A 19,179-nucleotide genomic window follows, 5' to 3' on the forward strand; every position below is an offset into this window, starting at 1 on the left:
GAAGCTCGAAGCTCGAAGCTCGAAGCTCGAAGCTCGAAGCTCGAAGCTCGAAGCTCGAAGCTCGAAGGCAGCATGAAAACCCAACGAGTGAGAATCAAGGTTTTTCTTCCAGCTTCCAGCTTCCAGCTTACGGCTTACGGCTTACGGCTTACGGCTTACGGCTTACAGCTCCGAACGCAGTGCGGGCATCGCTCTCCAGCGCCGTGGCCACGAAGCGCATGAAGACGGCGACGCGCGCTACCCGCCGCAGGTCTGGATGGGTCAGCCCCCACAGCGAGGTGGCCAACGCCGGCACCGTCTCGCCGATTCGCGTCAGGCGGGCATCGCCATCGCCCAGATAGCAGGGCAGCACCGTCCGCCCCATGCCGTCGCGTACCGCGATGTACATGCCCATCAGGCTGTCGGCCCGGTAGTGGCAATGGCGCTCGACCTCCTGCTCGGCCATCCAACGCTCCAGCGCGCGGTACGTCATGCCCTCGTCAGGCCCCACCCAGGCCGGTGCTTCCCCTTCCTCATCAACCGCATCCCGCGGTGCGTAGACCGCCTGCTCGATACGCCCCAGGCACCGTCCCACCAGGTGTTCGGGCGGCGCGTTCGACGGACGGATCGCCACGTCGGCCTCGCGACGCGAGAGATCGAATAGCTGGTTGGAAACCGAAACCTCCAAGGCAATCGCCGGGTATTCGCGGCGAAACGCGACCAGGATCGGCGACAGTAGCCCGGCCAGCAGGGTATCGGTGGTGGTCAGCCGCAGCGAACCGGAGGGGCGCAGATCCCGCCCCACGACGCGTCGCTCGGCCTCCAGAATTTCCGTTTCCATGCGGCCGGCCACCGCCACCAGGTCTTCGCCCGCTGGGGTCGGCGCATAGCCGCCGGCCGACCGCTCGAAGAGTCGAACACCCAGGCGCCGCTCGATGTCCCGCAGGCGCCGGAACACCGTGGCATGGCTCACACCCAGCGTTCGCGCCGCACCCGACAGGCTTCCCGAACGGCCCACCGCCAGCACGATCCTGAGGTCATCCCATTGCAGCGCCTGTTCATTCATGCAAGACCCATTTTCATTCTGAGGGAATACCTATTCATCATCGCAATGGGCAGTATGGCGCCACAACCATCATCGAGGGGAGTCACCATGCGGATTCTGATCGTGCACTGCCATCCCGACCCGCATTCCTTCAACGCGGGCCTGACGACCTTGGCGGCCTCGACGCTCCGAGCACACGGCCACGATGTCGATATTTCCGATCTCTACGCCGAGGGCTTCGATCCGGTCGAGGGTCCCGCCCACTACCCACTGCGGGCACGGGCGGATGCCTTCTCGCCACTGACCGAACAGCGTCACGCCAGCGATACCGGCCGGCTGCCCACCGACGTGCAGCGCGAGATCGCGCGGCTCGAGCGGGCCGAGCTGGTGATCTTCCAGTTTCCGCTCTGGTGGCACGCCCAACCCGCCATGCTCAAGGGCTGGATGGATCGCGTTTTCGTCTACGGCGGGCTCTACACCAGCCGGCGGCGCTATGACGAGGGGTACTTCCGCGGCCGACGCGCCCTCTGCTCGGTCACCACCGGGGGGCCGGCCGCCACCTTCGGCAAGGGCGGCCGCGGCGGCAACATCGACTGGCTGCTGTGGCCGGTACACTATTCGCTCTATTACATGGGCTTCGATGTCCTGCCGCCCTTCCTGGCGCACGGCATCCAGGGCGGCGGGCCCACCTACCAGAACAGCGAGCGTTTCGCGGCTCAACTGGAAGACGACAAGGCCCGTTGGGCCCAGCGCCTGACCGGCCTGGACGAGGATCGGCCACTGCCGTTCACCGGCTGGAATGACTGGGATGAACAGGGTGCCCTGAAGCCCGGCGTCGAAGGGTTCGATCCCTTCATCCAGTCGGGTGCCGGCCGCTGGGCGGCGAACCGGGAGCGTCATCTGCAAGGCAGCAGGTGAAGCAATGTCAGGCCAGGCATGATGATGGCGTGAGCCTCTGCTCGCCATCCGACGCTCGTTACTCCGCGTCTACCGGTTGACCGATTACCCTGGCGGCCTGGCGCAGCGGCACCAGTTGCTGACCGATCAGCGCGAGTTGGGTGCGCAACAACGGGGGATCGCCCACTGCCGGCTCGGTATCCAGGGTGGCCAGCCTCGCCGAGAGCGTCTCATCCTCCTCGGCCACCGGCTCACGCTCGCTCAGGCCGCGTGCCAGCCTCCCCAGCGACGCCTCGATGGCCTCGGCCGCCGCTTCGACCGAGTCGTCGCATGACGCTTCCTGTTCGCCACGATGGGCTCCGAGGGCCGAGAGATAGTTGAGCAGCGTATGGGAGTGAAGCAGGAAACGCAGGCCGACATCGGCGTCTCGGCGAAAGAACTCCGGCTCCTGCAGCACATTGCCGAGCAGCGTCGAGAGCTCGGCATCGGCATTGTGGGCATTGCGTCGCGCCAGCCGATAGCCAAGATCGTCACGCTTGCCATGGCGATACTGGTCGATGATTGCGACGAGATAGGCCCGACTGGCCTCCAGGGTGGCCGCCGCCTGGTGGTGAAGCCGGCGTCCTTGCCAGTCGGGCAGGATCAGCAACACCGCCAGCCCCGCGATGCCAGCCCCCAGCAGGGTATCGAACAGGCGCGGCCAGATCAGCCCGAAGCCATCGCCCACCTGGTTGAAGCAACACAATACCATCAGGGTGATCGACGCCGTGGCAAGCAGGTAGCGTCGTCCACGCAGGGCGAAGAAGGCGACCCCGGCCAGCACCGCGATAGCCGTCTGGACCGACGCGGCGGGAAACAGGGTGATCAGCGCCCAGCCGGCTACCAGGCCGACCACCGTGCCCAGGATTCGCTGCCTCAGGAACCGCCGGGTGGCTCCGAAGCTGGGCCGACAGACGAAGAGGCTGGTCAGCAGAATCCAGTACCCCTGGGTGGGGTGGATCAGATGCAGTACGGCATAGCCCGCCAGCAGGGTCACGGTCAGGCGAACGGCGTGTCGGAATACCGCCGACCGGGGAGTCAACTGATCGAGGATGCGCTCCCCGATGTCCCGCATGCCTCGGGGCGTCCGGTCATAGAGTGCCGCATCCGACCTCGAGGTCGTGGTCTCGGGGTTGCTGGCACTGGCCAGGCACCGCTCCAGGGTCGCCAGGTTATCGGCCAGTGCGCTCAGGAAGGGAAGCAAGGTGCGCCATTCGGGGCGATCCTGTTCTTCGAGATGGGCAAACGAGGCATTGAGATCCTCCAGCGCCCGCTCGCTCCGTGCGTGCTCGAAGGAACGATTGAGCAAGAGCGAGCTGGCCAGGGCCCGACAGGCCTGCCCTTGCTGATCCAGCAGCCGCTGGGCACGGAACAGCACGTCATGATGGAAGAACGCCTCGGTCAGCTCCCCGTAGGGATAATGCGTCGAACTAGCACGCTCATGGATATCCTGGGCGATGAAGTAAAGCTGCAGATAGCGATCCAGCTTGCCGCTTCCTCGGGTTCCCTCCAGGCGGCGGAAGATCATTTCCTTGGCCTGGTTCAGCGCCTCGACCACGCGGCCATTCTGTCGAGCCAAGGCCAGGCGACGCTCCTCGACATCCAGGTCACGCAACGGCTCGAACAGCGCCGACTTGAGCGCCAGGTAGCGGCCCAGCTCGCGGAAGACACGCGCCAGGGATTGCTTGAGGGGCTGACGCGAGAAAAGCGCGCACCAGGCGACCGAGATCGCGCCATACCAGGCGGCGCCAGCCACCAGCAATGCCGGCTCGCGCCAGACGTCGCCCATGGCCGGATTGCCGCGATGCTCGAGGCTGATCATGGTGTAGATCGCCAGAATCAGGGTAGCGCTGGCGATGGTCGCATAGCGCTGATTCACCGCACCGAGCATGGTCATGGCGAAGGCCGACAGCCCCAGTCCGAGGGCAAACCATCCGGGCTTGTCGAACAACAGCTCCACCGCCAGCGATGCCACCGTGAAGCAGCACAGGGTCACCAACAGGGCCCGTAGCCGGTCTCGCCAGTGGTCATCCGTCTCGGCCAGGGCACTGGCGATGATGCCCAGGAACAGCGGGATCAGGCTGTTCATGTCATCGCGCCACCAGCACAGAATGACGGTACCGGTCAGGGCAATGAAGACACGCAGGCTGTAGGCGAAGGACTCCAGGGTCCAGAGGCGACGCAGGGGTTGGGAGAGAAAAGGCGGCAGCATAGACTCCGTGACGGCATCGACGAGGGGGCAGAGCCCTTCAGCATTTAGACTTTAGTATAACGCCTGATGCCGAAATGTCCGAGTTCATCTCATCAACGGCCTGGCGAGACCCAAAGCATACGAGCGGCGAGATGCGAGATGCGAACCCCGACAACCGCCTCCAGAGCCGAAGCTCCCTGCTCGAAGCTCGAAGCTCGAAGCTCGAAGCTCGTGGCTCGTGGCTCGTGGCTCGTGGCTCGTGGCTCGTGGCTCGTGGCTCGTGGCTCGTGGCTCGTCAGATATCGCGCAGCAACGTCTGCAGCCGGTTCAAGTCACCGGAATCGCCGACCAGGCGAACCCGACCCGCCATCATCCCGTCGAGAAAGGCTTGCTGGGTCGGCTTGCGGAGGATACGTACCGCGGCGGCGGCATCCTCGAAACGCAGCTCCAGATCGAGATCCACCGGTAGGCCGGTGTCTGTCTCGATGCCTCTCGGCGACATCCGGTAATGACGGGCGATGGAGAGGTCCTCGGTGGCGATACCCCAGTCCAGCCCACGCATCTCGGTCAGGCGTTCACGGAATCGGGGCTTGCGGCGCAGGGCTCGCTTGAGCAGCACACCCAGCACCCACAACATCAATCGAAGCTTCATGCAGGGGTATCCGAGGCTGGTTCGGAAGGGAAATTCACGGCCCACCAAGATGGAGGGCCGTGCCGGGACGGGTCATTACTTGTTGGTGACAGCGTCCTTGAGCCCCTTGCCCGGCTTGAAAGCCACCGTCTTGCTGGCCGGGATGGTCAGCGGCTTACCGGTCTGGGGGTTCTTGCCGGTGCGGGCGGCTCGCTCGCGCACGGTGAAGGTTCCAAAACCGATCAATGCAACATCCTTCCCATCGGACACACTGCCGGTGATCTCATCGAGAATGACATTGAGTACCTGACTAGCCTTGTCCTTGGATAGATCGGCACGCTCGGCAATCGCCGCGGCGAGTTCTGGTTTGCGCATACAGCCCTCCTTGTTTGACATCCTACCGGTGTCGGCCCACCGGCACTCTTGTTCTTCGGTTCTTCGCTCATGGATCTCCGACTCCGCCCACCGACTGACTCTCGGTGACCCTGTCCACAAGGACCCGAGCCCCATGGGCGAAAGCCGCGTTGGCGACACAACAACGGTGCCCGCTCACAACGGCCGACAACCGGTGACACCGGGTGGCGCCGTCGTCGACGACTCTAGCCTAGCAACGGCGGAGCGATCCGCGCCAGTTCGACTTTCCGACGTACCTGGCTTCCCGTCAACGCAAATCCGATCAAACGTCTGTCCTCGTCTTCGGCCAGGGCGCTCAGATCCCGGCCCTCGCCCTCGATACGCCAGCGCGCCGGCGTTTCCCGGGGCGGCAGCGAAACCACCGGCAGCAGCGGCGTCTTCACCAGTACCGGCCAGGGCCCATAGTGCACGGCGGTGGGCGTGCCGGCCAGCGTTGCCGCCAGCGCCCTGGCGCTGGCCTGCAGCGGTTGAACGTACATGGCGTTGAGTCCATCGACACAGGCCACATCCCCCAGGGCGTGGACACCCGGCACCGAGGTGGCGAGATAACGATCGGTGCGTATCCCCTCGGGAGCGACCGACAGTCCCGCCGCCTCGGCGAGTTCGCTGCGCGGTCGCAGCCCGGTAGCCACCAGCACCAGGTCGGCCTCGAGGCCGGCACCATCGTCGAGGGTCACGCCCACCCGGGCACCGTCATCGGCCAGTTCGACCACGCTGCGCCCCGTCCGCAGCGCGATACCGGCCTCGACGAAGGCCTCACCGAGGGCATGCCCCAGAGGCGTCGGCAACAGACGCGGTAGGGGCGCGGATTCCGGCGCGATCATCTCGACGGCATGCCCTCCGGCGGTCAGATCGTTGGCATACTCGCACCCCACCAGGCCGATGCCGACGACGGCGACCCTCGCCGGCCTGCCCAATGCCGCCAGAGCGGCGTGGAAGGCACGATAATCATCGAGATCATTGATGGTGAAGACCCGCCCGGCCAGGACCTCGGGAATGGCGAAGGGCGGTGTGGGGACGGCCCCGGTGGCCAGCACCAGCTCGTCATAGGGCAGGCGCTCGGCACCGATGCTCAAATGGCGCGCCGCCGGGTCGATGGCATCGACTCGAGTCCGGGTTCGCACGACCACATCGAGCGCCTCGGCGACCTCGAAAGCAGAGCGACTGGCCAGACGCTCGGGGGGCAGGCGCTTGGAGAAGCCGGTGGACAGCATCGGCTTGGAGTAGTCGTCACCGCTGTCGGCGGTAATCAGCGTGATCGGCCGCTCCGGCTGCAGGGTACGCAACTGGCGCACCAGGCCGAGACCGGCCATGCCGGAGCCGATAAGGGTCAGGGGAGCGGTCATGGAAATCCTCGTTGCACGGGCCGCCATGGCCCACCGCGGAGCGGAATATCGACCCGCCATGGTACACTAGCCGCCCCCAGGATTGGACGCGGAGAGCACGAATTGCGCAACGGCCCATCACTCGAACCTCGATGGCGCCCCCTGGCGGCTGCCCGTCCGGACATGAGCCCCGTTTGGTGGGAGTGGCTGGCCACCCGGGACTCGCTGACCGAACGATTGATCGACGCCGGCCAGCCGCGCCACTTCCGGGTTCGGTTACTCGATCAACGCCATGGCTACCCGAATCGCGACGAGGCCCGGGCACTGGGCCTGGCGACGCACCGCCTCGCCTGGGTACGCGAAGTGGCACTGTGCCTCGACGAACGCCCCTGGGTCATGGCCCGCTCGGTGGCTCCGCTGACCTCTTCTCATGGCCAGCACCGGCTGGAACGGCTCGGCGAACGGTCCATGGGCAGCTGGCTGTTCCGCCAACCGGATCTCGAGCGCGGCCCGATCGAGATCTGCGCGAGCCCGGGCCCCTTCCAGGACGCCGAGGGCCCCTGGGGGCGTCGCTCGGTGCTGCGACACGACCGCTTGACGGTGCTCGTCCAGGAATTCTTTCAGCAGGCCATGGTGGATGATCTTGGCTTGCCTTCACGTTAAGAAAACACTGATTTATTACTGCGCTCGATAGCCTGGCCGCCGGCGGTACTCGCGCGCGAGCCCGGTCAAATCCTCATTTACTATCGTGTAAACTGCGGTTATTGCGTTCCGGCGACGAACCAGTCTCTCGTCGCTCGCGACATAAATCAGCGCTTCCTTAGGCTAAGAACTTTCAGAAACCGACCGCGACAAGGCCTCCTCCATGCGAGAGAACCTGATGGATTCATCCCTGATGCGCCCTTCCGGGCTGGCCCGACTGCCCGACTTCCTGCACCTCACTCGCCTCGACCGCCCCATCGGCACCTGGCTGCTGATGTGGCCGACCCTCTGGGCACTGTGGATGGCCGCCCAGGGCGTTCCCGAGCGCAGGATCGTGCTGGTCTTCGTCGCCGGCGTCTATCTGATGCGCGCCGCGGGCTGCGTGGTCAACGATTACGCCGACCGCCATTTCGACGGCCACGTCAAACGCACCCGCAACCGGCCCCTGGCCACGGGGCGAATCAGCGAGCGGGAAGCCAAGGGCCTCTTCGTGACCCTGGTACTGCTCGCCTTCGCCCTGGTGTGGCTCACCAACCCCTTCACGGTGATGCTGTCGGTCGGCGGCGTCTTCCTGGCCTTCATCTATCCCTTCATGAAGCGCTATACCCACCTGCCCCAGGTCTTCCTGGGGGCGGCCTTCTCCTGGGGCATTCCCATGGCGTTCGGCGCGGTGCTCGGCCACATTCCCGCCGAGGCCTGGCTGCTGCTGGCCGCCAACGTGGCCTGGACCGTGGCCTATGACACCGAATATGCCATGGTCGACCGGGACGACGATCTGAAGATCGGCATCAAGTCCACCGCCGTCCTGTTCGGCCGCGCCGACAAGCTGATGATCGGCCTGCTGCAGCTGGTCACTCTGACGCTGCTGGCCTGGGTGGGTCACTCCCTGGGCCTGGGCCTGTTCTTCTGGCTGGGGCTCGCCGCCATGGCGGCGACCTTCGTGCACCAGCAGCGCCTGATTCGTGGCCGGGATCGCGACCGCTGCTTCCAGGCGTTTCTCAACAATCACTGGTCGGGCCTGCTGGTGTTCGCCGGTATCGGGCTGTCCTGGTGGCCATCGTTCGGCGGCTGACATCATCATGAACGGGCAGGCGACAAGGCGCGACTGTCACGGTATTGTCATAAGGAAATGCTGTCATCGTCACCGACTTGTCATTGACCTTGACCATGAGGCCCCGGGATGACCGCCAAGACCGTACTGATCGTCGATGATGAAGCGCCGATCCGCGAAATGATCGCCGTCGCGCTGGAGATGGCCGACTATCACGTCCTCGAGGCGGACAATGCTCAGGCCGCCCACGCCATGATCGTCGACCACCAGCCCGACCTGGTGCTGCTTGACTGGATGATGCCCGGCACCAGCGGCATCGAGCTCGCGCGCCGCCTGAAGCGCGAGGAGACCACCGCCGAGCTGCCGCTCATCATGCTCACCGCCAAGAGCGAGGAAGACAACAAGATCCAGGGCCTCGACGCCGGCGCCGACGACTACATCACCAAGCCCTTCTCGCCCCGGGAGCTGGTGGCCCGGCTCAAGGCGGTGCTGCGCCGCTCGACGCCCCACGGCGTCGAGGACCCGGTGGAAGTCGACGGTCTGCTGCTCGACCCGGTCAGCCACCGCGTCAGCGTCGACGGCAAGTCCCTGGAAGTCGGCCCCACCGAGTATCGGCTATTGCAGTTCTTCATGACCCATCAGGAACGCGCCTACACTCGGGGGCAACTGCTCGACCAGGTGTGGGGCGGCAATGTCTATGTCGAGGAGCGTACCGTGGACGTGCACATCCGCCGCCTGCGCAAGGCACTGGGCGACCCCTATCAGCAGTTGATCCAGACCGTGCGAGGCACGGGCTACCGTTTCTCCGCCAAGGGCTGACGTGAGGCGGCTCTGGAAACGCGAACTATGGCGCCTGGCGGGCCTGACCGCCATCGGCGCGCTGATCGGCTGGCCCTTCTCCGCCATCGGCGCCGGCATCGCGGTGGCCCTGGCGCTCCAGCTGGCCTATCAGCTGCGCCAGCTTCACGCCCTGCACGAATGGCTGGCCCACCATCCCCATGACGAGCCACCCGCCGCCTCGGGCCTGTGGGGCGAGCTGTTCGATCGCCTGTACCGTTATCAGAAAGGCCAGCGCATCACCCAGCGGCGCCTGCGCGACACCCTGAGGCGGATTCAGGAATCCTCCGAGGCGATGCGCGACAGCGTGGTCATGCTCGACCGTCACGGCGACATGGAGTGGTGGAACAGTGCTGCCGAACGCATGCTGGGGCTGAAGCCCGCCCATGATCGCGGCCAGCACATCACCAACCTGCTGCGCGATCCGCGCTTCGTCGATTATTTCCAGGCCCGGAACTACCGCGAGCCCCTGACGCTGAGCTCTCCCATCGACGAGCAGATGATCCTGCAGTTCCAGATCACCCTCTACGGCGACGACGAACGCCTGGTGATGGCACGTGACATCACCCGCCTGCATCGTCTCGAGCAGATGCGACGCGACTTCGTCGCCAACGTTTCCCATGAGCTACGCACGCCGCTGACGGTGTTGAGCGGCTATCTGGAAACCTATGGCGACATGGCCGACCAGTTGCCCGGCCGACTGGGGCGCGGTTTCGAACAGATGCGCAGCCAGACGACACGCATGCAGAACCTGGTCAACGACCTGCTGCTGCTGTCGCGACTCGAGATCGACCAGGGCGGCCAGGACGATACGCCCATCGAGCTTGCCGGCCTGCTGGACAATATCCGCCGCGATGCCGAAGCGCTTTCCGACGGTCGCCACCACCTCGATGTGGAGATCGACGACTCACGCCGCCTGGTCGGCAGCGAGAAGGAAATCCACAGCGCCCTCTCCAACCTCGCCTTCAACGCCGTACGCTACGCCGGGGAACAGCGTCATATCGTCCTGCGCTGGACGAGCCACGCAGACGGCGCCTGCCTGGAAGTGGAGGACGACGGCGAAGGCATCGAGCCCCACCACATTCCACGCCTCACCGAGCGCTTCTACCGGGTCGACAAGGGCCGCAGCACCGCCACTGGCGGCACCGGTCTGGGTCTGGCCATCGTCAAGCACGTGCTGCTGCGCCACGGCGCACGACTCGAGATCGACTCCCACCCCGGCGAAGGCGCCATTTTTCGCTGCGTTTTCCCCGGCGAACGACTGGCCGCCGCCGACCACAAGAGTGATCGCCAGCAGCGAGCCTGACTCCGGGGCATCGTCTGAATACTGCCTGTGCTCGCTCAGCGCACCGGCGGGGCAGCTCGGCCGGCGTCCGGTGTCAGCGCCCGATAATGGCGGTCCCACATCAGCACCGCGGCGGCCACGGCACCGGGCAGCAGGAAGAGATTGGCCAGGGGCACCCAGGTGATCAGCGTCACCCAGCCCCCATAGGTGAGGGTCGGCCAGCGACGCGCCGCCAGTCGTCGACGCATGTCGGCGAAGCTCACCTTGTTGTTGTCCATGGGATAGTCGAGATAGGTGATGGCCATGGTCCAGGCCGTGAAGGCGGCCCACAGCAGCGGCGCGATCAGGTTGATCACGGGAATCCAGCTGATCACGAACAGGATCGCCATGCGCGGCAGGATGTAGGCCAGCTTGACCAGCTCGCGACCGAGCGCATCGATGGCGGTACGCACCAGGCCGCGATCATCCAGGGGCGCGCGTCCGGTGACCTCGATCTCGACCTTTTCCGCCAGGAAACCGTAGAAAGGCGCGGCGATCAGGTGCGTCACCAGGGTGAAGGTAAAGAACACGATCAGGATCAGGCTGATCACGAACAGCGGCCATATCAGCCAGGAGAGCCAGTCGAGCCACCCCGGCACCATCGCCATCCAGCCGTCCAGCCAGCCACCGAAATGGCCCAGTACATAGGTCAGCATGCTCCCGTAGACCAGCAGGTTGGCGAGTATCGGCAGGAACACATAGCGACGCAGTCCCCGCGAGTAGACCAGGCGGGTCCCTCGAGACAGCGCCGTGAAAGCATCCAGCATCGGTTTCATATCCTCGATCACGACGAAAACGGCCGCCGCTCGTGGCGACGGCCCCTTGGGAAGCGCTGAACAAATCGACGAGCGGAGCGAAACGCAAGGCGCACGGAGCACAGGAACCGGAGTCTATGGGGTATAGGTGAGGATTCCGAGCACCGCGCAACGCAGCGATTTGCCCGCGCAGGCATTTGTGCAGTGTTTCTCTTGCCTGTCAGGCGACTCGGCGAAACATGTGCATGGCCGGTTAATAGCGGCACAAGGACGTACCGCCGCCGGACGCCAGGCTGGCACTAGCCCACCTCACGTCAGCCGGTTCAAAACCTGCGCCAGCGTGAGATGGGCGGCCATCAAAGGCATCAGGATGATCTCTTTGATGACCAGGTCAAGCGTTCTCGCCGAGCTCCTGATCGAGATCATCCGGATCCGTGTGGCGGATGTCGAGCCCCTTGACCAGATAGACCACGTACTCGGCCAGGTTGTTGGCGTGATCGCCGACACGCTCCAGGGCGCGCAGAATCCACATGATGCCGAGTATCGGCGAGATCGAGCGGGCATCCTCCATCATGAAGGTCATCAGCGAACGCATGGCGGTCTGATACTCGCTGTCGACCTGCTCGTCTTCCTGCACGACCTGCAGTGCCAGCTCGGTGTCGAAGCGGGCGAAGGACGTCAGGGCATCGCGCATCATGCGCCGGACGTGCTCGCTGATGATACGCACCTCGACGAAGCCGCGGTTGCCGACGTTGTTATCGATCAGGTCGATGGCATTGCGGGCGATCTTGCTGGCCTCGTCACCGATGCGCTCCAGGTCGGAGGCGGCGCGGATCACCGCCAGTACCAGGCGCAGGTCGGATGCCGCAGGCTGGCGGCGGGCCAGTACCCGGGTGCACTCGTCATCGATCTTGATCTGCATGTCGTTGACGGCGCGATCGTTGTCCACCACCCGTTCGGCCAGGGAGGAATCGGCATCGAGCAGAGCGCTCACCGCATCCTGTACCTGCTTCTCGACCAGGCCACCCATGGCCATCAGGTGGGTCTTGAGTTCCTCGAGCTCATGATTGAACTGGCGAGAGATATGCTGGCTGTGAATGTCGCTGGTGATGTCCATCAGACTCTCCTGGGGGCAGGGCCATCAGGCCATGCGTCCGGTAATGTAATTCTCGGTGCGCGCGAGGCGCGGATTGGTGAACAGGGTATCGGTGGGGGCATACTCCACCAGCTCGCCGTTCTGCAGGAAGGCGGTATAGTCCGAGACCCGCGCTGCCTGCTGCATGTTGTGCGTGACCAGCACCAGGGTCAGGCTCGACTTCAGGTTGCGGATCAGTTCCTCGACCTTCAGCGTGGAAATCGGATCCAGCGCCGAGGCCGGTTCGTCGAGCAGCAGCACCTCGGGGCCCACGGCCAGGGTGCGGGCAATGACCAGTCGCTGCTGCTGGCCTCCGGACAACGACCAGGCGGAGGCCCGCAGGCGGTCCTTCACCTCATCCCACAGAGCCGACGAACGCAACGCCCACTCGACGATGTCGTCGACACGCCGCTTGGGCATTCGCCCCTGCAGCCGCAGCCCGAAGGCCACGTTGTCATAGATCGACATGGGGAAGGGATTGGGCGCCTGGAAGACCATGCCCACCCGGCGACGCAATTCGGCCACTGCCACCTCGGGGGCATGAATGTCCTGGCCCTCGAGACGAATCTCGCCTTCCCACGTCACCTCCTCGTTGAGGTCATGCAGGCGATTGAGCGCGCGCAACAGCGTCGACTTGCCGCAACCCGAGGGGCCGATGAAGGCCGTGACACGGTGGCGCGGCACCCGCAACGTCAGGTTGGCGAGCGCCGGCTTGTCGCCATAGCGCAAGCCGAAACCACGAATCTCCAGGCTCGTGGCATCGGGGCTGAAATCGATGAACGCTCCTGGCGAGGATCGCGTCTCCTGCATGACAGTCATCAAGGTTCCCCTTGGCGCAACGGTGCCACCTCAATATTTCGGGAGGGTGCCGTGGCGCGATCTCAAATGGTGACGCAGAAATATTGCAGTCAGGTTAAGCACCAGGATCACCAGGACCAGCAACAACGCCGTGGCATAGATCAACGGCATCGCTGCCTGGACATCCCCGCCATGGAAGGCGGCATCGAAGATGTGGTAGCCCAGATGCATGAACTTCCTCTCAAGATGGAGAAAGGGAAACTCGCCGTCCAGCGGGACCTGGGGAGCCAGCTTGGCGACCCCGACCAGCATCAACGGCGCCACCTCCCCGGCGGCACGCGCCACCGCCAGGATCACCCCGGTCAGCATGGCCGGCGTGGCCATCGGCAAGACCACCCGAGTCAACATCTCGAGCCGGGTGGCGCCCAGCGCCAGGGCACCCTCGCGCTGACTCTCGGGAATGCGGGCCAGTCCCTCCTCGGTGGCGACGATCACCACCGGCAGGGTCAACAGCGCCAGCGTCAATGATGCCCACAGCAGGCCGCCGGTACCGAAGGTCGGTGACGGCAGCGACGACGCGAAGAACCAGTCGTCCAGATGCCCCCCGATGCCATAGACGAAGACGCCGAGCCCGAAGACGCCATAGACGATGGATGGCACGCCGGCCAGATTGCGTACGCCAATGCGTACCCAACGGGTCAGCCTTCCCTGGTGGGCCACTTCATTGAGATAGACCGCCGCCAGGACGCCGAAAGGCGTCACGAAGATCGACATCAACACCACCATCAGTATCGTGCCGAAGATTGCTGGCCAGACACCGCCGGCGGTGTTGGCGGCACGCGGTCCCTCGGAAAGGAAACGCCATACATCCCGCCCCCAGGTCACGACCTTCTCGGTCACCCCCATGGCGTTGGGTCGCAACGCTCTCACCACCTCGGTCAGCGGCTGGCGCAGCCGCCTGCCATCGACGGTTTCCAGCACTAGGGTGTCAGCGGGCATGGCGGCTTGCCGCTCATGGACTCGCGCCTGAGCCTTGGCGAGTGCCTCACGCTCTCCTAGCGTCGCCTCTCCCGCCTCGAGACGATGCACCAGAGGCCGGATGGTCTGATCTCGCAGCACATCGATCGAATCCCGATGCGCCGCGAGCGCCGTCAATCGCCGCTCGAGAGCCAGCCAGGTCGACTCCCCGACGATACGCTCGCCCGATTCCGTCTCGATGGCCTCGAGACGACCGATGAACTCGCCCCAGCGCCGCCGTTCCAGTACCACCAGGCCGGAGGGATGATCCACCTCGTGGATCTCGTCCAGGTCCACCCAGGCCCAGATGGCATCATCCAGGTCACGATTGCCGGTACGGTACAGCCGCTCCCGACCATCGCCATCGGACAGAGGCACTTCCTTGACCTCACGACCGGCCAGTTGGCGTCCGTCATCGAGGGTCACCACCGCGACATCGGCCGGCCAGAAGTGTCCGAGCCCACGTACTGCCAACAGTCCCAGCAGCAACGCCAGCAGCGCCAGCGACGCCGCGACACTGCCGGCGGCCAGCCAGGCCCAAGGGCCCTCGCCGCTCGCCGCACGCTTCGGTGAGCGTCGCCAGGGTGCCGTCATGACGCCCCTCCCATCCGGTGATAGCGACGACGCAGCCGCGACCTGACCACCTCGGCCAGGGTATTGACGCAGAAGGTGAAGACGAACAGCAGCAACGCCGCCAGTAACAGCAGGCGATAATGGGTTCCCCCCGGTGCGGCTTCGGGCAGTTCGATGGCAATGCTGGCCGCCATCGACCGCAGGCCATCGAGCGGACTGGCGGTCATCAGCGCAGTATTGCCGCTGGCCATCAGTACGATCATGGTTTCCCCCACGGCCCGACCGGCGCCGATCATCACCGCCGACAGCACCCCCGGGCCGGCCGCCGGCAGCACCACTTTCCAGAGCGTCTGCCAACGTGTCGCACCCAACGCCTCGGCGCCTTCGACGAGACTCTTCGGCACGCCCGACAGGGCATCCTCGGCCAGCGCATAGATGCTCGGCATGACCGCGAAGCCCATCGCCATGCCGACGATGATCGCGTTGCGATTCGCATAGTCGAGCCCCAGGGACACCTCCAGCCAGGCACGCAGATCACCGTCGAACCACCAGGCTTCCAGCAAGGGCGCCAGCCAGGACGACAGGCCCCATAGCAGCAGCAACCAGGGCAGCAGCCACAACGCCGCCCAGCCCATCGGCAGGCGGCGACGCAGCCCGGCACCGAGGCGCGCCCACAGGCCGCCGGCGAGCAACAGCCCCGGCGGCAAGATGATCAACAGTGTCATGCCCAGCGCCAGATGGACATCGAGCCAGGGCGCCAATACCAGTCCGGCGACGAAACCGACGACCACGCCCGGCATGGCCTCCATCAGCTCCAGGGTCGGCTTCAGACGCGCCCTCAGGCGGCGCGACATGAACAGCGCCGAGTGTGCCGCCGCCCCCAGCGCCAACGGCACGGCAATCACCAGCGCCCAGGCCGCCGCTTCCAGGGTTCCCCAGACCAGTGGCAACATGCCGAAACGAGACTCGCCTCCCTCCTCGGGCATGGCGGGCTGCCAACGATGTACCGGTGTCCGGTGCCCCTCATAGTCCTGGGGCAGCCAGAGCGTCTCCAGGTTGATCCGGGGCGTATCCGTCGACGACCAGAACAGTGGTACCACTTCCACCGCCAGAAACACGCCAATGGCCATCACCGCGGCGATCACGCCGATACCACCAGCGGTGATCAGCGCCGTGGCCAGGCGATCTCGGGTCTGACGGAAATGTCGACGCAAGGGTGGCGATGAGGGCGTATGCTGCATGGTGGATCCATGGCGGAATAGATGCGATAGCGGAAAAATACGACAGTGTCATGACAATGCGGTGACACTCCTCAGGAATCCAGTGCTTCAAGACCGAGACGCCGACGCTGGCGCTCCAGCACCTCCCTCGGCAAGGCCACGAAGCCCAGCTCCTCGACGATCGACTGCCCTTCCGGCGACAGGACCAGATCGACGAAAGCGCGCTCGCCCCCTGGCAACGACTCGCCCGGCGGAAGGTTCACGTAAAGCCGCAGGTCGCGAGCAAAGGGGTAGTCGCCGCGACGCACCGCCGCCGGCTCGGGTCGGTGCAGGGCACCATCAGCATCACGCAAGGCCACCGGATGGACGCCGGGCGTCAAGTGGTTGAGGCCAGCATAACCGATCGCCCGAGGATCCGAAGCCACCGCCGCGACCACGGCAGCCGAGCCGGGATGCTCGCTGACCTCGGGACGGAAGGCACCATCGCACAAGGCCTCGCGACGGAACAGCTCATGCGTGCCGGAGACGGCATTGCGTCCATGCGGCGCGATGCGTCCCTCGATGCCACCTTCGATCAACGACGACCAGCGCTCGATACTGTCACCGGCACCGCAACGTCGACCATCCGAGAAGATGGCATCCAGGTCGGGGCGGCTCAGGCTACGCAGAGGATTGTGCCGATGCACCACCACCACCAGGGCATCCCGAGCCACCACCAGGGCCCGAGGAGGATAGCCATAGCGGCGCTCGAACATCGCTTTCTCATCCTCGGCCATGGGCCGCGACATGGGCCCCACCAGGGTCGTGCCAGCCGTCAACGCCGGCGGCGCACTGGCCGAACCGCTGGCCTGAAGCTGCAGACGCATGCCCGGATGCTGACGCGCCAGCCGCTCGCCCCAGCGCAGCATCAGGCCCGCCATGGTATCGGAACCCACGGTGCCCAGGGTGCCGACGGGCTCCTCGGCCGACACCGGCGAGGCCCAGACGATACTCGCGACAACAAGCAGGGCAGCCCATAGACGTTGGCGAATGACGGATGGCATGCGTCCTCCCGACGGAACAAGCAACTGATGGGCATATCCGTGTCATGATGCCGCAAAAGGTGGAGAGATCACGAACTTGCCGTTTATCATGGCTCGCCAGGACCGGATGATCAGAAAACGCTGTATCAGTCGTTGACTGACCTCCCTCACACACAACAATAAGCCAGGCCCCGACCCATGAGTGAACTCGATGACATCCCGGCACCGCGTGGCCAGCTGACATTGAAGCTGATCGCCAACCGCCAGGACACCAACCTCCACGGCGACATCCCAGGCGGCTGGCTGGTCGGCCAAATGGATCAGGCCGCCGAGCTGGCCGCCGGCCGCGAGGCCCACGGCCGAACCGCCACCGTGGCCATCGAAGCCATGGATTTCCTCTGCCCGGTCCGGGTGGGCTCGATGGTCAACATCTTCACCGAGGTCCGCGAGATCGGCCACAGCTCGATCAAGATCGAGGTCGAAGTATGGAGCCGTTCGCCCCAGGAGCGCGACCCCAATGAACTGCACAAGGTCACCGAGGCCCGTTTCGTGATGGTCGCCCTGGACGACAAGGGCCGGATTCGGGCCGTCCACCAGAGCGACCGTTAGGCCTTTCCCGAAAAGCGCCTCAGACCGGCGACCTTTCAGGCAAGGCCGGGCACCCGGCACGAGCTTAACCCAGCTGTTTTTCCCGAGCCTTCAGGTAGGCGAACTCGCCGACATCGGTGAAGGGGCGCACCTTCTGCTGGAAGGCACGATAGGAGTCGTAGACCCGGCGTGACGCCTCATCGTTATCGATCTGCTTCTGCAGCACCTCTTGGGAAGACTCGTGCAGCGCCGACATGACATCGTCGGGAAAGGAACGCAGCTTGACGCCGTGCTCGTCGACCAGCGTCTTCAACGCCTCGGCGTTGCGCAGCGCGAACTCGCTGATCATGGCCAGGTTGGAGGCCCGTGCCGCTTCCGTCACCACGGCCTTGAGATCATCCGGCAGCGCCTTCCAGGCATCCAGATTGACGGTCCCTTCCAGAATGGCGCTGGGCTCGTTCCAGGCCGAGGTATAGTAGTAATCCGCCACCTGGTGCAGGCCGAACGCCAGATCGTTGTAGGGCCCGACCCAGTCGGCCGCGTCCAGCACCCCGGTCTGCATGGAGGTGAAGATCTCGCTGCCGGGCGTTGTCATGGTGGTCACCCCGATGCCGCTCATTGCCTCGCCGGCCAGCCCGGGCAGGCGCAGCTTGAGCCCCTGCATGTCTTCCAGCGACTTGATTTCCTTCTTGAACCAGCCGGCCATCTGGGTGCCGGTGTTACCCACCGGGAAAGGCTTGAGGTTGTGCTCGGCATAGACCTCGTCCCACAGGGACTGGCCATCGCCATCATACAGCCAGGCGTTGGTTTCGGTGGTGTTCATGCCGAAGGGCACGGCGGTGAAGAACTGGGCGGCGGCGACCTTGCCGCGCCAGTAATAGGAAGCGGAATGCCCCATTTCGGCGGTACCGGCCGATACGGCATCGAAGACTTCCATGGCCGGCACCATTTCCCCGGCACCATGGACCTTCACACGCATGCGCCCGCCCGACATGCGTTCGATGCGCGCGGCGAAGTCATTGGCGCCGGTGCCCAGGGCGGGAAAGTTCTTCGGCCAGGACGTCACCATGTTCCAGGTGATGGTCTCCTGAGCGGAGGCGGTAGAAACATAAGGCGCGGCGACGGCACCGACCGTACCGGCGCCCAGGGTCTTGAGGCTGGTCTTGAGAAAGTTGCGACGCTCCATGGCGAGGGCGGCTCCTTGATGGTTTTTATGCATCGTGCCAAAGCGGCACTGTGTCCATCAGGCAGTATGCGCGAAAGCCAATTTCATCGGCAAGGAACGGCCGCTCCGATGACATGATGCGGTCGTGCCGGTTCAGCGCGGCCCGGCGGTGCTCACCCACAACACATGGACGAAGATGCCATATCAGTTACTCCAGAATAGCCTCGGTACTTCGAGAGCCTATCTGGGTCATCAACGCATCACGATCGCCTTTAGCCAACAGGCCTACATAGAGCGAGGCCTGCTTCGCTTTTCCCCCTTGAGCGTGGTGAATGACGACCTTGCTTCCCCCTTCCTCTCCACCCTCCGAATAGATGAGAAAGCAATTTTCGTGACAGGAGACACAGGGGTTTCCTTGCCTCTAGATGCTCATCGAAAACCTTGAAGGGCCGGTGAAAATGGCTGAGCACC

At 64.9% G+C, this 19,179-nt stretch carries 18 protein-coding genes; 6 read left to right on the forward strand and 12 right to left on the reverse strand.

Annotation, left to right across the window (positions count from 1 at the left end; genetic code table 11):
• Positions 1–148: 148 nt before the first annotated feature.
• Positions 149–1,045, reverse strand: coding sequence for a LysR family transcriptional regulator (locus LU493_RS17405; RefSeq protein WP_275289074.1), 897 nt, complete (start codon positions 1,043–1,045; stop codon positions 149–151).
• Between the two features lie 87 nt (positions 1,046–1,132).
• Between LU493_RS17405 and LU493_RS17410 the strand changes: the two genes are divergently transcribed.
• A complete protein-coding gene (locus LU493_RS17410) occupies positions 1,133–1,942 on the forward strand; it encodes an NAD(P)H-dependent oxidoreductase (protein ID WP_275289075.1) in 810 nt (269 codons plus the stop codon).
• A gap of 58 nt (positions 1,943–2,000) precedes the next feature.
• Here LU493_RS17410 and yccS read toward each other — a convergent pair whose 3' ends face one another.
• The 4 genes from yccS to LU493_RS17430 all read right to left on the reverse strand — a co-directional run bounded on the left by yccS (position 2,001) and on the right by LU493_RS17430 (position 6,542).
• Positions 2,001–4,172 carry a YccS family putative transporter gene (yccS, locus tag LU493_RS17415; protein WP_275289076.1) on the reverse strand — a complete coding sequence of 724 codons (2,172 nt, stop codon included), beginning with the start codon at positions 4,170–4,172 and terminating at the stop codon, positions 2,001–2,003.
• Between the two features lie 274 nt (positions 4,173–4,446).
• Positions 4,447–4,803 (reverse strand): hypothetical protein, encoded by a 357-nt coding sequence (locus LU493_RS17420; RefSeq protein ID WP_275289077.1) that lies wholly within the window; start codon positions 4,801–4,803, stop codon positions 4,447–4,449.
• 75 nt (positions 4,804–4,878) lie between these two features.
• Positions 4,879–5,157: an HU family DNA-binding protein gene (locus tag LU493_RS17425; RefSeq protein WP_275289078.1), complete on the reverse strand. Its 279-nt coding sequence runs from the start codon at positions 5,155–5,157 to the stop codon at positions 4,879–4,881.
• Positions 5,158–5,381: 224 nt separating this feature from the next.
• The gene (locus LU493_RS17430; RefSeq protein WP_275289079.1) at positions 5,382–6,542 is read right to left on the reverse strand and encodes an NAD(P)/FAD-dependent oxidoreductase; all 1,161 of its coding nucleotides are present in this window, start codon (positions 6,540–6,542) and stop codon (positions 5,382–5,384) included.
• Between the two features lie 162 nt (positions 6,543–6,704).
• On the opposite strand from LU493_RS17430, the gene LU493_RS17435 reads away from it, so the two are divergent.
• From LU493_RS17435 to phoR, 4 genes are all read left to right on the forward strand, one after another.
• On the forward strand, positions 6,705–7,184 hold the full coding sequence (locus LU493_RS17435) for a chorismate--pyruvate lyase family protein (RefSeq protein ID WP_343076101.1): 480 nt from the start codon (positions 6,705–6,707) through the stop codon (positions 7,182–7,184).
• Positions 7,185–7,401: 217 nt separating this feature from the next.
• Positions 7,402–8,295 carry a 4-hydroxybenzoate octaprenyltransferase gene (ubiA, locus tag LU493_RS17440; RefSeq protein WP_275289081.1) on the forward strand — a complete coding sequence of 298 codons (894 nt, stop codon included), beginning with the start codon at positions 7,402–7,404 and terminating at the stop codon, positions 8,293–8,295.
• A 108-nt stretch (positions 8,296–8,403) separates the two neighbouring features.
• The gene (gene phoB / locus LU493_RS17445) at positions 8,404–9,093 is read left to right on the forward strand and encodes a phosphate regulon transcriptional regulator PhoB (RefSeq protein WP_275289082.1); all 690 of its coding nucleotides are present in this window, start codon (positions 8,404–8,406) and stop codon (positions 9,091–9,093) included.
• Between the two features lies 1 nt (position 9,094).
• Positions 9,095–10,417 carry a phosphate regulon sensor histidine kinase PhoR gene (phoR, locus tag LU493_RS17450; protein ID WP_275289083.1) on the forward strand — a complete coding sequence of 441 codons (1,323 nt, stop codon included), beginning with the start codon at positions 9,095–9,097 and terminating at the stop codon, positions 10,415–10,417.
• Positions 10,418–10,452: 35 nt separating this feature from the next.
• On the opposite strand, the gene cysZ is transcribed toward phoR, so the two are convergent.
• From cysZ to LU493_RS17480, 6 genes are all read right to left on the reverse strand, one after another.
• A complete protein-coding gene (gene cysZ, locus LU493_RS17455) occupies positions 10,453–11,202 on the reverse strand; it encodes a sulfate transporter CysZ (RefSeq protein WP_275289084.1) in 750 nt (249 codons plus the stop codon).
• Between the two features lie 379 nt (positions 11,203–11,581).
• Positions 11,582–12,307: a phosphate signaling complex protein PhoU gene (gene phoU / locus LU493_RS17460; protein ID WP_275289085.1), complete on the reverse strand. Its 726-nt coding sequence runs from the start codon at positions 12,305–12,307 to the stop codon at positions 11,582–11,584.
• A 24-nt stretch (positions 12,308–12,331) separates the two neighbouring features.
• Positions 12,332–13,144, reverse strand: coding sequence for a phosphate ABC transporter ATP-binding protein PstB (gene pstB, locus LU493_RS17465; RefSeq protein WP_275289086.1), 813 nt, complete (start codon positions 13,142–13,144; stop codon positions 12,332–12,334).
• A 30-nt stretch (positions 13,145–13,174) separates the two neighbouring features.
• Entirely contained in the window at positions 13,175–14,734 is a 1,560-nt protein-coding gene (pstA, locus tag LU493_RS17470; protein WP_275289087.1) for a phosphate ABC transporter permease PstA, read from the reverse strand.
• Positions 14,731–15,954 carry an ABC transporter permease subunit gene (locus LU493_RS17475; protein WP_275289088.1) on the reverse strand — a complete coding sequence of 408 codons (1,224 nt, stop codon included), beginning with the start codon at positions 15,952–15,954 and terminating at the stop codon, positions 14,731–14,733. Before LU493_RS17475 ends, pstA begins: the two co-directional genes overlap by 4 nt.
• A gap of 71 nt (positions 15,955–16,025) precedes the next feature.
• The gene (locus LU493_RS17480; RefSeq protein ID WP_275289089.1) at positions 16,026–16,976 is read right to left on the reverse strand and encodes a phosphate ABC transporter substrate-binding protein; all 951 of its coding nucleotides are present in this window, start codon (positions 16,974–16,976) and stop codon (positions 16,026–16,028) included.
• 177 nt (positions 16,977–17,153) lie between these two features.
• Between LU493_RS17480 and LU493_RS17485 the strand changes: the two genes are divergently transcribed.
• Entirely contained in the window at positions 17,154–17,564 is a 411-nt protein-coding gene (locus tag LU493_RS17485; RefSeq protein ID WP_275289090.1) for an acyl-CoA thioesterase, read from the forward strand.
• A 64-nt stretch (positions 17,565–17,628) separates the two neighbouring features.
• On the opposite strand, the gene LU493_RS17490 is transcribed toward LU493_RS17485, so the two are convergent.
• Entirely contained in the window at positions 17,629–18,729 is a 1,101-nt protein-coding gene (locus LU493_RS17490; protein WP_275289091.1) for a TRAP transporter substrate-binding protein, read from the reverse strand.
• Positions 18,730–19,179: the final 450 nt, after the last annotated feature.

Source organism: Halomonas elongata, from assembly GCF_029081005.1.
GTDB classification, from domain to species: Bacteria; Pseudomonadota; Gammaproteobacteria; order Pseudomonadales; family Halomonadaceae; genus Halomonas; species Halomonas elongata_B.

Excerpts from the sequence above, each read along its gene's own strand:
- pstB (WP_275289086.1), bottom strand. The coding sequence starts at position 13,144 with ATGACTGTCATGCAGGAGACGCGATCCTCGCCAGGAGCGTTCATCGAT.
- phoB (WP_275289082.1), top strand. The coding sequence starts at position 8,404 with ATGACCGCCAAGACCGTACTGATCGTCGATGATGAAGCGCCGATCCGC.
- LU493_RS17405 (WP_275289074.1), bottom strand. The coding sequence starts at position 1,045 with ATGAATGAACAGGCGCTGCAATGGGATGACCTCAGGATCGTGCTGGCG.
- LU493_RS17410 (WP_275289075.1), top strand. The coding sequence starts at position 1,133 with ATGCGGATTCTGATCGTGCACTGCCATCCCGACCCGCATTCCTTCAAC.
- LU493_RS17420 (WP_275289077.1), bottom strand. The coding sequence starts at position 4,803 with ATGAAGCTTCGATTGATGTTGTGGGTGCTGGGTGTGCTGCTCAAGCGA.
- cysZ (WP_275289084.1), bottom strand. The coding sequence starts at position 11,202 with ATGCTGGATGCTTTCACGGCGCTGTCTCGAGGGACCCGCCTGGTCTAC.
- phoU (WP_275289085.1), bottom strand. The coding sequence starts at position 12,307 with ATGGACATCACCAGCGACATTCACAGCCAGCATATCTCTCGCCAGTTC.
- LU493_RS17480 (WP_275289089.1), bottom strand. The coding sequence starts at position 16,976 with ATGCCATCCGTCATTCGCCAACGTCTATGGGCTGCCCTGCTTGTTGTC.
- LU493_RS17435 (WP_343076101.1), top strand. The coding sequence starts at position 6,705 with ATGAGCCCCGTTTGGTGGGAGTGGCTGGCCACCCGGGACTCGCTGACC.
- pstA (WP_275289087.1), bottom strand. The coding sequence starts at position 14,734 with ATGACGGCACCCTGGCGACGCTCACCGAAGCGTGCGGCGAGCGGCGAG.
- LU493_RS17425 (WP_275289078.1), bottom strand. The coding sequence starts at position 5,157 with ATGCGCAAACCAGAACTCGCCGCGGCGATTGCCGAGCGTGCCGATCTA.
- ubiA (WP_275289081.1), top strand. The coding sequence starts at position 7,402 with ATGGATTCATCCCTGATGCGCCCTTCCGGGCTGGCCCGACTGCCCGAC.
- yccS (WP_275289076.1), bottom strand. The coding sequence starts at position 4,172 with ATGCTGCCGCCTTTTCTCTCCCAACCCCTGCGTCGCCTCTGGACCCTG.
- LU493_RS17485 (WP_275289090.1), top strand. The coding sequence starts at position 17,154 with ATGAGTGAACTCGATGACATCCCGGCACCGCGTGGCCAGCTGACATTG.
- LU493_RS17475 (WP_275289088.1), bottom strand. The coding sequence starts at position 15,954 with ATGCAGCATACGCCCTCATCGCCACCCTTGCGTCGACATTTCCGTCAG.
- LU493_RS17490 (WP_275289091.1), bottom strand. The coding sequence starts at position 18,729 with ATGGAGCGTCGCAACTTTCTCAAGACCAGCCTCAAGACCCTGGGCGCC.
- LU493_RS17430 (WP_275289079.1), bottom strand. The coding sequence starts at position 6,542 with ATGACCGCTCCCCTGACCCTTATCGGCTCCGGCATGGCCGGTCTCGGC.